The sequence below is a fragment of the Flavobacterium fluviatile genome (assembly GCF_010645065.1).
In the GTDB taxonomy this organism is placed as follows: Bacteria; Bacteroidota; Bacteroidia; order Flavobacteriales; family Flavobacteriaceae; genus Flavobacterium; species Flavobacterium fluviatile.
Genome location: NZ_JAADZW010000034.1, coordinates 1 through 13,962, shown reverse-complemented (window position 1 = coordinate 13,962; position 13,962 = coordinate 1). Strand labels below are relative to the sequence as shown.

General features: G+C 34.3%; 13 protein-coding genes and 1 tRNA gene. 7 read left to right on the top strand and 7 right to left on the bottom strand.

Annotation, left to right across the window (positions count from 1 at the left end):
• Positions 1-54 precede the first annotated feature (54 nt).
• Both GXM17_RS20025 and GXM17_RS21850 read right to left on the bottom strand, forming a co-directional pair.
• Positions 55-1,227: an SRPBCC family protein gene (locus GXM17_RS20025; protein WP_163401296.1), complete on the bottom strand. Its 1,173-nt coding sequence runs from the start codon at positions 1,225-1,227 to the stop codon at positions 55-57.
• 144 nt (positions 1,228-1,371) lie between these two features.
• On the bottom strand, positions 1,372-1,560 hold the full coding sequence (locus GXM17_RS21850; RefSeq protein ID WP_163401295.1) for a hypothetical protein: 189 nt from the start codon (positions 1,558-1,560) through the stop codon (positions 1,372-1,374).
• Positions 1,561-1,640: 80 nt separating this feature from the next.
• Between GXM17_RS21850 and GXM17_RS20015 the strand changes: the two genes are divergently transcribed.
• The gene (locus GXM17_RS20015) at positions 1,641-2,021 is read left to right on the top strand and encodes a pyrophosphohydrolase domain-containing protein (protein ID WP_163401294.1); all 381 of its coding nucleotides are present in this window, start codon (positions 1,641-1,643) and stop codon (positions 2,019-2,021) included.
• A gap of 57 nt (positions 2,022-2,078) precedes the next feature.
• Here GXM17_RS20015 and GXM17_RS20010 read toward each other — a convergent pair whose 3' ends face one another.
• Positions 2,079-3,149, bottom strand: coding sequence for a branched-chain amino acid aminotransferase (locus tag GXM17_RS20010; protein ID WP_163401293.1), 1,071 nt, complete (start codon positions 3,147-3,149; stop codon positions 2,079-2,081).
• 307 nt (positions 3,150-3,456) lie between these two features.
• On the opposite strand from GXM17_RS20010, the gene mnmC2 reads away from it, so the two are divergent.
• Positions 3,457-4,128, top strand: a complete 672-nt coding sequence (mnmC2, locus tag GXM17_RS20005; RefSeq protein ID WP_163401292.1) for a tRNA (5-methylaminomethyl-2-thiouridine)(34)-methyltransferase MnmC2 — start codon at positions 3,457-3,459, stop codon at positions 4,126-4,128.
• 162 nt (positions 4,129-4,290) lie between these two features.
• Entirely contained in the window at positions 4,291-4,488 is a 198-nt protein-coding gene (locus tag GXM17_RS20000; RefSeq protein ID WP_163401291.1) for a hypothetical protein, read from the top strand.
• 224 nt (positions 4,489-4,712) lie between these two features.
• On the opposite strand, the gene GXM17_RS19995 is transcribed toward GXM17_RS20000, so the two are convergent.
• The 4 genes from GXM17_RS19995 to GXM17_RS19980 form a co-directional block, all read right to left on the bottom strand.
• Positions 4,713-4,786, bottom strand: a tRNA-His gene (locus GXM17_RS19995).
• 78 nt (positions 4,787-4,864) lie between these two features.
• Positions 4,865-5,581 (bottom strand): bacillithiol biosynthesis deacetylase BshB1, encoded by a 717-nt coding sequence (gene bshB1 / locus GXM17_RS19990; RefSeq protein WP_163401290.1) that lies wholly within the window; start codon positions 5,579-5,581, stop codon positions 4,865-4,867.
• An 82-nt stretch (positions 5,582-5,663) separates the two neighbouring features.
• Positions 5,664-6,728 (bottom strand): chorismate-binding protein, encoded by a 1,065-nt coding sequence (locus GXM17_RS19985; RefSeq protein WP_163401289.1) that lies wholly within the window; start codon positions 6,726-6,728, stop codon positions 5,664-5,666.
• A 3-nt stretch (positions 6,729-6,731) separates the two neighbouring features.
• Positions 6,732-7,163: a PaaI family thioesterase gene (locus GXM17_RS19980; protein WP_163401288.1), complete on the bottom strand. Its 432-nt coding sequence runs from the start codon at positions 7,161-7,163 to the stop codon at positions 6,732-6,734.
• 126 nt (positions 7,164-7,289) lie between these two features.
• Between GXM17_RS19980 and GXM17_RS19975 the strand changes: the two genes are divergently transcribed.
• The 4 genes from GXM17_RS19975 to GXM17_RS19960 all read left to right on the top strand — a co-directional run bounded on the left by GXM17_RS19975 (position 7,290) and on the right by GXM17_RS19960 (position 13,870).
• Entirely contained in the window at positions 7,290-8,801 is a 1,512-nt protein-coding gene (locus GXM17_RS19975) for a hypothetical protein (RefSeq protein WP_163401287.1), read from the top strand.
• A 51-nt stretch (positions 8,802-8,852) separates the two neighbouring features.
• The gene (locus GXM17_RS19970; RefSeq protein WP_163401286.1) at positions 8,853-9,317 is read left to right on the top strand and encodes a hypothetical protein; all 465 of its coding nucleotides are present in this window, start codon (positions 8,853-8,855) and stop codon (positions 9,315-9,317) included.
• A gap of 260 nt (positions 9,318-9,577) precedes the next feature.
• A complete protein-coding gene (purL, locus tag GXM17_RS19965; protein WP_163401285.1) occupies positions 9,578-13,249 on the top strand; it encodes a phosphoribosylformylglycinamidine synthase in 3,672 nt (1,223 codons plus the stop codon).
• 189 nt (positions 13,250-13,438) lie between these two features.
• Positions 13,439-13,870 carry a hypothetical protein gene (locus tag GXM17_RS19960; RefSeq protein WP_163401284.1) on the top strand — a complete coding sequence of 144 codons (432 nt, stop codon included), beginning with the start codon at positions 13,439-13,441 and terminating at the stop codon, positions 13,868-13,870.
• Positions 13,871-13,962 lie beyond the last annotated feature (92 nt).

The window sequence follows — 13,962 nt, the reverse complement described above, 5'->3', positions numbered from 1 at the left end:
TTGTTTATTTGAATGAATTTATTACAAAAGGTTTAATCAGGTTTTAGTTTTTTTTTAAAACTCTGAATCTTCCTCTTCAGTAGTATTTGTTTTAGCCGGAGGCGTTGCTGCAGGTTTTTTAACTACCGGATCAGCTGAAGATTTTTGAATTGCCGGATCAGCCTGTGGTTTGTAAACTGGAGTTTCCTCCACCACAATTGGCTTTACCTTCGGAATAATCGGATAGTAAATTTCAGTTACAAGTTTAGAAGAACTTTTAACATCCAGTTTACCGGCAGTTAGAATTTCAAGATGCGACCAGCTTAAATCCTGAACAATTTTTTCATTATTAATAAAGGCTATTGTTTTTGAAATTGCTTCTTTAGTATGTGAATAATCTCCTTTTAAAGTAGTTTTCACAGCATCAAAACTATTCAGTTTTCCAGACAAAATATCACTTCCCGAACTTATAGAAATTTCCTTATTTATTGGCAAACAAATTGAAATTTTAGCCAAATTAGTTTTCGTATCATAAGTATGATAAATAATAAAAGGCTTTCCGTTTGTATATAAATCGTTTGTTTTGCTAAATGCCATCAATTTTGGAATAACAATTCTGGCATTTTTATTTACTTTCTGAATCTCGCTTGTAAAAGTCTGTTTAATGTAAAAACTCTCTGTTTTCTTTACAACGCCGTTTACTTTTACAGCATAGGTTTTAGTTTCGTAATCCAGATTCTTATCAATATTCACAAGTGTTTTTTCATACATCGTTCCTATAATTTTATCAGAACCACCATTTAAAACAGTGTAAATTTTAAATAAAAAACTCATTTCACCTTTTGCTTTCCAGGTAACTTTTGTTTTTCCGTTGAGCGTGTCTTTAAAAATCCAGTGAACATCTGCATCCGTACCGTCAAAACTGATTTTCTGATGAATACTTTCGCCTTCTTTTGCCTGTAATGTTATTCCGCTTCCTTTACCTTCGCTGTTTTCCCATGAAAACGAAGCTCCGTTTCCAACCGTTTTTTCCGGAAAAGACATTTTAACACTAGGATCCTCTAACACCCAGGATTCAAAATCTTCAAAATTCCTGAAATCATTTACATAGTGATATACAGTAGCTCTGGGCGAATTGATCACTTTGCTTCTTTCTACACTGAAAAGACCTTTTTGTGTAGCTACAAAAACGCTTAAAGCGATAAAACTTAATAAGAGTAAAAGAAATAGGTATTTTAGGATTTTCATTGCGTAGGTTGTTTGGTGTCGTAAAGTTATAAATTTATTACTGTGTTATGAATAACAAAAAAAATAAAAACGATTCTTTTTAATTAAATCATATCTAAAACATATAACAAACGATTTTTACAAGTTTACAGTATGCTTTATCTTTTATCTTTTAAAAAAGAATTTAATTAAAAACAAAATAACGATAAAAAGCAGGAAACCAATCAATACCTTATAATTGCCTTTATAGAAAATTTTATGTAAGGCTAAATCCTTTCGATAAGCAAAAATCATTACGATCACAAATGCAACAAAAAAACAGACTGCGAATATTAATTGTCCCTGGCTAAACATAGTTGAAAATTATTTTTGGCAAATTTAGAGAATTGTATATGAATTGTTGCTAATTTGGCAGTCCATTTAATGAATAAAACATGAGAAAACAGCTTGATGCAGTAACTGAATTTCATACTGCTTTTAAAATAGGCCACAGCCAGACTCCAATTGCCGATCTTGGAGAGGCTAAAAAATTGCTTCGTTATAATTTAATGAAAGAGGAAAATGAAGAATATCTTGAAGCTGTTCAAAATAATGATTTAATTGAAATCGCTGATGCTCTTGGGGACATGATGTATATTTTATGCGGAACCATTATTGAACACGGCCTGCAGGACAAAATTGAAGCTGTTTTTGATGAAATTCAGCGTAGTAACATGAGTAAATTAGGTGAAGACGGAAAACCTATTTATCGTGAAGACGGAAAAGTAATGAAAGGCCCTAATTATTTTAAACCGGATTTTTCGAAACTTTTATAAAAAACAAAACCCGACAAATGAACTGTCGGGTTTATTTTTATCAATCTTCTTTTTAAGCTATTGAACTTTTACAGTCCAGCCGAAAGTGTCTTCAGCAAGTTTATTTTGAAGATTAGTCAGTTTTTCTTTTAAAAATGAAGCATATGAATTTTCAACCGGAGCCATTTCATAGTAAACATCCTGATAAGAGAATCCTTTAATAACACTTACAACAGCAGCCGTTCCTGCTCCAAAAATTTCTTTTAAAGAACCATTTTTAGCTGCTTCAACCAATTCTGTAACAATTACCGGACGAACTTCAACCTTCAAACCTTCTTTTTCAGCCATAGCAATTAAACTTTTTCTGGTAATACCATCCAAAATTCTTTCACTTGTTGGAGCAGTCAATAATGTATCGTTAATCCTAAAGAACACGTTCATTGTACCGGCTTCTTCCAGTTTAGTATGCGTAGCATCATCGGTCCAGATTACCTGTTGAAATCCATCTTTGTTTGCTAGATTGGTCGGGTAAAACTGTGCAGCATAGTTTCCGGCAGCTTTTGCAGCTCCGATTCCTCCGTTTGCAGCTCTACTGTAATGTTCTGCAATAATTACTTTTACTTCGCCTGCATAGTATGATTTAGCAGGAGAAAGTAAAATCATAAATTTATATTCATCAGATGGATTAGCCACAACTCCAGGGCCTGTAGCAATCATAAAAGGACGAATGTACATACTGCTTCCATTACCTCTCTGAATCCAGTCTTTGTCAATTTTCAATAATTCATTTAAACCATCCATGAAAACAGCTTCCGGCACTTCAGGCATTGCCATACGAACTGCAGAATTATTAAAACGCTTGTAGTTTTCATCAGGTCTGAACAACCAAACATCATTATTGTCATCTTTGTAAGCTTTCATTCCCTCAAAAATTGCCTGACCATAATGAAAGACTTTAGAAGATGGATCCATTAAAATAGGAGCATAAGGCTTAATGACCGGTGTTTGCCATTCCCCATTTTTAAAATCACATTCAAATAAATGGTCTGTAAATACAGCACCAAAGCTTAAGTTTTCAAAGTCTACACTACTAATCTTAGAAGAAGTGGCTTTTCTGATTTCAATTTTGCTTGCTTGAGTCGTACTCATAATAATGTAAGTTTTACGTAATGTTCATTATTTAAGAAGAATTCTTAAAGTGATGATATGATATAAAATAGAATTTATTGAATGCAAAATTAAACAAAATTATATAAATTACTTGCTAAAAAACCATTAATTACCGCATTTAACTGCGATTTATTTATCCTACAATAAACTTAAATTTTTAAGTGGTTTTTATAAAGAATTTATGAAAAAAGGTTGATTTTTTTAGGGCTTTGAGCAGTTGTTTTATTTAATTTTGGCATTAATGCTGTAAATCGGTTTAAAAATTGAATATTTAATTCATGAGGGAATGAAAAGAGAAATTATCAAAACGCTAGACGGTTCAACCACAATCCATTTACAGGAATGGAATGAATGTTATCATTCAAAACATGGTGCAATCCAGGAAGCAAAACATGTTTTTATAAAAAATGGTCTTTCTTTGTTTGGAGGCAAACCGGTAAGTATTCTTGAAATTGGTTTCGGAACCGGTTTAAACGCTTTTATTACTTTTTTGGAAGCGGATGAACAACAACAAAACATTGAATACACGGGTGCAGAAGCTTATCCTGTCGCTTCAGAAGAAGTCTTAGCGATGAATTATGTTTCAGAATTAGAAGCTGATGCATTTGAAAACATCTTTAAAAAGATGCATGAATGCGAATGGAATGAGAAAATCGCCATTACTTCTCATTTTTCATTAACCAAAAGAAAACAATTTTTTCATGAAATAAACGATTTTGAAACTTTTGATTTGATTTACTTTGATGCCTTTGGTTACAGGGTACAGCCAGAATTATGGAGTACCGAAATTTTTCAGAAAATGTACAATAGTTTAAAACCAAATGGCGTTTTGGTAACTTATGCTGCCCGCGGAATTGTTAAAAGAAGCATGATTGAAGTTGGATTTACCGTTGAAAAATTAGCAGGCCCACCCGGAAAAAGAGAAATGTTCAGAGCTGTAAAACAATTCACACAATAGTTATTTATAACAATTCTACATTGCTTTATATTCAGTAAGAAAACGAATTCGCTCTTAATATTTTAAAAAAAATAAGTTAAAAATAACTTTTATATACCATATTTGTTTAAATTTGGCTTGAGTTTAAAAATAGAGATAACCCCCCCAAAATCTTATTTTATTATGTCAAAAATGATGTTTGATTACACGAAATCAATACTTGAAAGAGTAAGTTTCGACCCGGTGCTTTTTTGCAAAGAATTAGAAAAAGCGATCAAAACACTGTTACCTTACGAAATGGAACAACTACAAGAATGGTTAACAAGCTTTATAGTCGGAAAACCAGAATTAAAAGAATGTTTGCTATTAGTAAAAGTATAAAACAAGAAAGACTGTCTAAAAGGGCAGTCTTTTTTTTGGTAATTTTGTTTTGATCACTGGCCTAAGGACATCTAACTGTCCTTAACCCTTTTAATCTCAATAATTGGGAAAAGGATATTTTTTCCAAAATTCCAAACGTTCCCGGATTGATCCTTGATCCCAAAATTCATTCAAAATTAGATGTACAAAAAAGCCCTGAATTACTTCAGGGCTTTAAATTTTTGGGTGGCTGACCGGGTTCGAACCGGCGACCCGCGGCACCACAAACCGCTACTCTAACCAGCTGAGCTACAACCACCATTTTTGCTTAGCGAGTGCAAATATATAACAAAGGTTTGCTTCTACAAAGAAAAAATTAAAAAAAAATCCATCTTTTTTATATCAAATCTCCTAAGCTATTGACTGCCAAATATCTTTCAACTGTAAATCCTTCTGCAAAATCTTTCCCAACCAGCCTTCCTAAGTCCTGTGCCCTGTAATTTAAACTCTCTAAAAAGTTTTTACTTGTAATTGGTGTTGCAGGTTCTTTTGAATCCGGGTCGTAAAATTGTGTTTTATAAGCAAGGACTGCTTCAATCTTTTTTTCTTCGAATCCCGTAATATCTACCACAAAATCCGGTTCGATATTTTTCCACTGAATATAATGATACACAACTTTAGGCCTCCAGGCTTCCTGCTTCTCGCCGTCAATTGAAGTTTCGATTTTCATTAAGCCAGACAAAAAACAGGAATCCGAAACTAACTTGCTTCCTTTTCCGTGATCAATATGACGATCATCAATGGCGTTGCACAACACAATCTCAGGCTTATACTTCCGGATCATTTTTATGACCTCTAACTGATGTTTTTCTTCATTTGCAAAAAATCCATCACGCATACGCAAATTTTCACGTACTATTACTCCTAAAATCTCAGCAGCTGCTTTTGCTTCTTCGTCACGTATTTCCGCTGAACCTCTTGTTCCTAGTTCACCCCGGGTCAAATCAACAATTCCTACTTTTTTTCCAAGGGAAACTTCTTTTAAAATTGTTCCGGCACAACCCAATTCTACATCGTCAGGGTGAGCGCCAAAGGCTAATATATCTAATTTCATTTTTTTTTGTTTTGTTCCAAGTTTCAAGTTTCAAGTTTCAAGTTACGCATAGAACGTGAAACCTGAAACTTTAAACCTAAAACTATTTTTTTAAGACTCTTTTCATCGTCATCGATTTATTGACGCTTTCTTCCCATTCTTTTTCAGGAATGCTTTCTTTAGTAATACCGCAGCCCATATAAAGAGTAGCTTTGTTATCCTGAATCTGCATGCTTCGTAAATTTACAAATAAATCAGAACTTGTATTACTCCCTTCAAAACTGCTGTTTAATTCCCCCAAGAAACCGGTGTAGAAAGTCCTGTCGTAATTTTCGTTTTCTAAAATAAATGCTTTTGCCTTTTTCTTTGGTAAACCACAAACCGCCGGTGTTGGATGAAGCGTATCAATTACTTCTTTTAAAGTCGAGTTGTCTTTTAAAACTCCCGAAATATCTGTTTTAATATGCCAGATTGATCCTACTTTGAAGCTGTACGGTTCTGAAATCACAACCGAAGCCGCAAATTCACGAAGTCGTTTTACTATAAAATCGGTTACGTACTGCTGTTCTTCTTTTTCTTTATGCTTCCAGATAATTTCAGTTTCAGAACTGGCTTTTTGCGTACCAGCCAAAGCTGTTGTTTCAAAAATATTTCCGTTCGCTTTTAGTAATTGTTCTGGCGTTGCTCCCATCCAGAATCCTATTTCAGGATGAAAAAAACAATAACAAAAAGTAGTCGGGTATAATTGTACCAAATGCTGAAATACAACTGCAAAATCAAATTCGGTTAGATTTACAATTTCACTTCTGGATAAAACTACCTTTTTGAATTCGTCATTTTTAATGGTTTCAATTCCTTTCGAAACTAAATCTTCATATTGTTTTTTTTCTTCAGAATTAAAATTCAGCTCATCAGTTTCAATTGGTTCAAATACTGTTGTTTCTTTATCAATCCTGATGATTTCCGATTCACTTTCCGGAATTAAAATCAGTTGTTTTTCATCAAAAGAAGCAAAAACAAATCCTTTTTCGCTATAATCCGAAACTTTATACAAAGTATCATTTTGCTGCAAAATCCCAATGAGATTTTTAGAATTTGGTTTTGAATAAAGTACAAAAGGTAAATTTTGCTCTTTATGTTTTTTGATTTTCAAGAAAAATGGATTCATATTTTATTCACTTTTCTTTTTTTCTAAAACCATATTGGTCAGTTTGCAAAGCGAAATCAGATTTCCGGCTTCGTCTGTAATTTTAATTTCCCAAAGATGCAGGCTTCTTCCTTTATGAATTATACGGGCTGTTCCAAAAACAACTCCTTCACGGATACTTTTTAGATGGTTTGCCGAAATTTCGATACCGCGTACTTCCTGCTCTTTTGCATTGATAAAAAAATGTGATGCAGCACTGCCAACACTTTCTGCCAGAGCCACCGAAGCCCCTCCATGCAGCAATCCCATTGGCTGATGAACAGCAGGATTTACGGGCATTTTGGCGGTCAAAAAATCTTCTCCGGCGTCGATATATTCTATTTTTAGCGTTTCCATCAAGGTGTTTTTCGAAAACTCATTGCAATACGCTAAAATTTGCTCTTTTGTGTAATTCATTAAAATTAGCTTTAAAAATCGTAAAATTAATAAAAGATGAGACACTATTTAGAAAATGCTATTCTAAAATTAAAAATCGCTTTTCGCATATAAGATTTTTGCTATTTTTACAGAAAAACAATTCAAATGCGTCATTCTTTTGTGCTCTTTATTTTCGGAATCCTTTTAGCTGCGAGTTCATGCCGGACTGATTTTGACACCGTTGCCAGTTCCGGGGATTTAAAATTTTCAAAAGACACTGTTTATTTGGATACCGTTTTTAAAAATATCGGATCAAGCACTTATAATTTAAAGGTTTATAACCGGGGCAAAAACGACATTAACATTCCGGTTATTCAGCTAAAAAACGGTTTGACCTCAAAATACAGAATGACAGTTGACGGAATGAATGGCAACAACGGCAAGATTTTTAATAATGTTACGCTTTTAGCCAAAGACAGTTTGTACATTTTTATCGAAACCACCGCAGATATTACAGATGCCAATCCAGTTGATTTTTTATATACCGATGAAATTCAGTTTGACAGCGGTACAAATCTTCAAAAAGTAGCTTTGGTAACCCTGATTCAGGATGCTGTGTTTTTATATCCTAAGCAAAATCCTGACGGAACCAAAGAAAAAATTGAAATAGACGGTAAAGACGTGGACGGGTTTTATCTCGATGAGAATGATGAAATCAACGGAAATGAGTTACTTTTCACCAATGACAAACCTTACGTAATTTACGGATACGCAGGAGTTTCTGAAAGTAAAACAGTAACTTTTGAAACTGGCGCGAGAGTGCATTTTCATGATAATTCAGGGCTTTTTGTAAGTAACAAAGCTTCACTTCAGATTAACGGAGATGTTTCAACTACTAAAAATTTAGAGAATGAAGTTATTTTTGAAGGCGATCGTTTAGAACCCGAGTATTCCGATGTTCCCGGACAATGGAATTCAATTATATTCGCTGATGGAAGTACTAATCATTTCATAAACCATTTAACTTTAAAGAATGCCAAGATTGGTCTGGATATACGAAATCAGGATGCCAGTACTTTTCAGATTAAAAATACCCAGATTTATGATTGTTCCAATTACGGAATTCTGGCTCAAAATGCTAAAATTAACGGAGAGAATATCGTTATCAATTATGCCGGTTTAGCAGCTTTATCCTGCGTTTACGGAGGAGACTATAAATTTACTCACTGTACATTTAACAATACCTGGTCCGGTGGTCAGCAATTTGCAGTTAATTTAAGCAATAAACTGGCCGGAACAACTCCTGAAACCAATCCGCTCACTCAGGCTACCTTTAATAATTGTATCATTTATGGTTCTAATACTAATGAGTTCAATTTAGATAAGGACACGAATACAGTATTTGTTTATCAGTTAAATAATTGTTTACTGAAATTCGGCAGCACATCAAATCCTGACTATCAATTTGGTACAGATACAGCACATTACAATGCTATTATTTTAAACGAAAATCCAAAGTTTTTTAATGTAAATCTGAATAAACTTAATATTGATAATACTTCTGCCGCTTACGCGAAAGGGAATCAGACTTTTATAATTCCGCTGGATATTGTTGGAAATACGAGAACTTCCCCGCCAGATTTGGGAGCTTATCAGAATAAAGATTTTCCGAAATAAGTTAACACCTATTTTATTACTATTAGATACCTTAGACTAAATATCCCTAAAATGAAATTTTCAAAAAGAATATTTTTAATACTCACATTGCTTTTTTCTTGTTTAATTTTCTCACAAGATACTTCAAAAATTATTGGAGAATGGACTGGTAAAGATTATACTGGAAATGAAGGTAAATTTATTTTTTATGATGACAACTTCGCTTCAATGACAATAAGTGGTGAATTTATTGACGGAAAAAATTACAAAATTAATGGAGGAAAAAATGATGGAAAAACTGCAATGCTTAAATACATTGTTGATTACTCAACAAATCCCATATCAATAGATTTTATCGCATTACTACTAGAAAATAAAAAAGAAGTTGAAAAAGGAAGAATTCTTGCAATAGCAAAATTTATAAGTGATTCTGAAATGAAATTATCAATTAGTATCACTGGAAAAAGAGATAAAGATTTCAATGTGGAAAATTTTGAGAATACGATTGTATTAAAAAGGACTAATAGCTTACAATAATTTAATAATCATATTTTGCCAACTTTACTCAAATAGTGCAAAGCCTTATTTTTTTAACCAAATAAGTTATATTAAGAAAACTTAAGTTTTTTTCTCAATTTAATGATCCTTACAACAGGTATTAAATGAACTTATATCACTTATATGGTTCAAAAACCACATAAATACTTTATGATTTTCCAAAGACTTTGTTATCAAATTTGCGCTTACTATTTATTTAAACTAAATTTGCACCTCAATACAACAAACTACACAAAAAAATGATCCATTTCTTTGAAAACCAAAGCAAAACTGTTTTTGCCGTACAAACGCAAAACGAAATTTCAGCTCAAGACATTTCAAAATTAAACTGGCTTTTTGCCGACGCAAATAAGATCGAAAAATCCGCACTGACGGGTTTTTTTGTTGGTCCGCGCGCCACTATGATCACACCTTGGAGTACAAATGCTGTTGAAATTACTCAGAACATGGGTGTTCCGGGCATTATCCGAATTGAAGAATTTCATCCGGCAACGGAAGATTTCAATGATTTTGATCCAATGCTTTTTCAAAAATTCAATGAATTAGATCAGGAAATTTTTACTATCAACATTCAGCCGGAACCAATTCTGGAGATTGATGATATTGCTGCATACAACAAAGTTGAAGGTTTAGCTTTAAGCGAAGAAGAAGTTGAATACTTAAACAATCTTTCGACTAAATTAGGCAGAAAATTAACTGACTCTGAGATTTTTGCTTTCTCACAAGCGAATTCAGAGCACTGCCGTCACAAAATCTTCAACGGAACTTTTGTTATTGACGGTGAAGAAAAAGAAACTTCTCTTTTCAAATTAATCAAAAAAACATCTCAGGAAAATCCTAACGATATTGTTTCTGCTTACAAAGACAACGTTGCTTTTGTAAAAGGACCAAAAGTGCAGCAATTTGCACCAAAATCGGCTGATAAACCTGATTTTTACGAAATAAAAGAATTTGATTCGGTTATCTCATTAAAAGCCGAAACACATAATTTCCCAACAACAGTAGAACCTTTCAATGGAGCTGCAACTGGATCCGGAGGAGAAATCCGTGACCGTTTAGCAGGAGGACAAGGTTCGCTTCCTTTAGCCGGAACTGCGGTTTATATGACTTCATACTCTCGTTTGAAATCCTTCGACTCCGCTCAGGATGACAGGACTTGGGAGAATGCACTGGAGGAAAGAAAATGGTTGTATCAAACACCAATGGACATCTTAATCAAAGCTTCAAACGGAGCTTCTGATTTCGGAAATAAATTTGGTCAGCCGCTTATTACAGGTTCTGTTTTAACTTTCGAACACGAAGAAGAAAACAGAAAAATTGGTTACGATAAAGTAATCATGCAGGCGGGTGGAATTGGTTACGGAAAATTAGACCAATCAATCAAAAAGAAACCACAAGATGGCGATAAAATCGTTATTCTTGGTGGAGAGAACTATAGAATTGGAATGGGTGGTGCTGCGGTTTCTTCTGCAGATACAGGGGCTTTCGGTTCAGGAATTGAGTTAAATGCAATTCAGCGTTCAAATCCTGAAATGCAAAAACGTGCTGCGAATGCCATTCGTGGTTTAGTAGAAAGCGACAATAATCCAATTGTTTCGATTCACGATCACGGTGCTGGCGGACACTTAAACTGTCTTTCTGAGTTAGTAGAAGAAACTGGAGGTTTGATCGATTTGGATAAATTACCCGTTGGCGATCCAACACTTTCTGCAAAAGAAATTATTGGTAACGAATCTCAGGAAAGAATGGGATTGGTTATTGGCAAGGCAGCTATTGATACTTTACAAAGAATCGCCGACAGAGAGCGTTCGCCAATGTACGAAGTTGGAGATGTAACGGGAGATCACCGTTTTACTTTTGAATCAAAATCAAATGGTTCAAAACCGATGGATTATGCTTTGGAAGATTTCTTCGGAAGTTCTCCAAAAACGGTTATGACCGACAAAACTATCGACAGAAAATATACGGATGTTACTTACAACGAAGGAGATTTTGAGAGCTACTTAAAAGACGTTTTACGTTTGGAGGCAGTTGCTTCAAAAGACTGGTTAACCAATAAAGTGGACCGTTGTGTTGGTGGAAAAGTTGCTAAACAACAATGTGCAGGGCCTTTGCAATTGCCTTTGAACAATGTGGGTGTAATGGCTCTGGATTATTTAGGAAAAGAAGGTATTGCAACTTCTATCGGACACGCTCCTATTGCGGCTTTGATTGATCCTGTTGCGGGATCCAGAAACGCTATTGCAGAATCATTATCAAATATTATCTGGGCGCCAATCAAAGATCAGTTAAAAGGTATCTCATTATCTGCGAACTGGATGTGGGCTTGTAAAAACGAAGGTGAAGACGCTCGTTTGTACGCTGCTGTTGAAGGCTGTTCAGAATTTGCAATCGAATTGGGAATCAATATTCCGACAGGAAAAGATTCACTTTCGATGAAACAAAAATATCCAAATGACGAAGTAATTGCGCCGGGAACGGTTATTATTTCGGCTGCAGGAAACTGTACCGATATTAGAAAAGTTGTTGAGCCAGTTTTACAGAAAAACGGAGAATCAATTTATTATATCAATTTGTCTCAGGATGATTTTAAATTAGGAGGCTCCTCTTTTGCACAAATTAGAAATACAATCGGTAACGAAACTTCTACAATTAAAGATGCAGCTTTCTTTAAAAATGCTTTCAATACAGTTCAGGAATTAATCGGCGAAAGCCAAATCTTAGCGGGTCACGATATCGGAAGCGGTGGTTTGATCACTACTTTATTAGAAATGTGTTTTGCTGATGTGAATTTGGGAGCTAAGATTGATTTTAGCGCTTTCTCAGAAAAAGACCTTTTGAAAATTCTTTTTGCTGAAAACATCGGAATCGTATTTCAGGCAAAATCTGATACAGCAGTTGAAGCTAAATTGAAGGCCAACAATATTGAATTCTTCAAAATCGGTTCAGTACAGAATATCGCAGTTTTGGAATTTGGCATTTATAAATTAGATATTGCCAAATACAGAGACGTTTGGTTTGAAACTTCTTATTTATTAGATCAGAAACAATCTAAAAACGGAACTGCAAAAGCCCGTTTTGAAAACTATAAAAATCAGGCTTTAAATTACACTTTCCCAGCTCATTTTACAGGAAAAGCGCCTGTAATTGACAACTCTAAACCAAGACCAAAAGCAGCAATTATCCGTGAAAAAGGAAGTAATTCTGAGCGCGAAATGGCAAATGCCATGTATCTGGCAGGATTTGATGTAAAAGACGTTCACATGACGGATTTAATTTCAGGTCGTGAAACTTTAGAAGACATTCAGTTCATTGGAGCTGTTGGTGGATTCTCTAATTCTGACGTTTTAGGTTCTGCTAAAGGCTGGGCCGGAGCTTTCTTATACAACGAAAAAGCAAAAACAGCTCTAGATAATTTCTTCAAGAGAGAAGATACTTTATCTATTGGAATCTGTAACGGATGTCAGTTGTTTATGGAATTAGAAGTGATTAACCCGGAACATGAAGTACACGGAAAAATGCTTCATAATACCAGTCAGAAACATGAGAGTATTTTTACCTCTGTGAAGATTCAGGAAAACAATTCGGTTATGTTATCTACTTTGGCAGGAAGCACTTTAGGGGTCTGGGTTTCTCATGGTGAAGGTAAATTCAACTTGCCAATGGGTGAAGAAAACTACAATATTGTTTCTAAATATGCTTACGAAGGATATCCGGCAAATCCTAATGGTTCTCATTATGATGTAGCGATGTTATGTGATAAAACAGGAAGACACCTGGTTACCATGCCTCATATTGAGCGTTCTACATTCCAATGGAACTGGGCATATTATCCAAATGACAGAAATGACGAATACACACCCTGGCATGAAGCTTTTGTGAATGCAAGAAAGTGGATTGAGAAAAACTAAAACTTAGTTTTATATTATATAGACAGCCTCAGTAATAGATATTGCTGAGGCTTTTTTTAAATAATTATTTTTTTGAGTTTAACTTTTAAGTTAAATTCAAAAATGAATGATTACTTTCCTGCAAAAATTAAAGTATATTAGCCAAAGAAATGCCCATTTAAAAAGTTCCAAACCTAAAACCTAAGTAAAATGAAAATCCTAAAAGCATTCCTTTTTATCTTATTTTTTGTTTCTATTAAATCACATTCACAAATTCAGGTTGATAAAATCGTATATAAATCAAAAGAACATTATATAACCACTACTCTTCCTTATCATATTGCCGGTACATTCCTGCCTCCGGACAAAAAAGAGCCCAGCACAGTTTTAAATGATGATGGCACCGGAGTAATACAGTATGACGATATGACAAGAAAAAAAATAAACTGGGGAATAGAGTGCAATTGGGAAGGCACTGCTATACGTAAAGAAGGATACAACAGTGTTTCGTATACATTTTGGTACAGAACGGAAGACAGTGACGAATGGATGTATAGTCAGTTTTCTATTCATTTTGCTAAGAAAAAAATGTTTTTGATGGGAGATAGAATAAAATTTTACGAGGATTACAATGTGCAGTAAAGATTTCGGCTAATCTGGTAGTGTCTCACTAACTGTGTAAGTTGAAAAGTTATTCTGAAAAATATTTGAGCTCTTTTAAAAAGCCCAAAAAT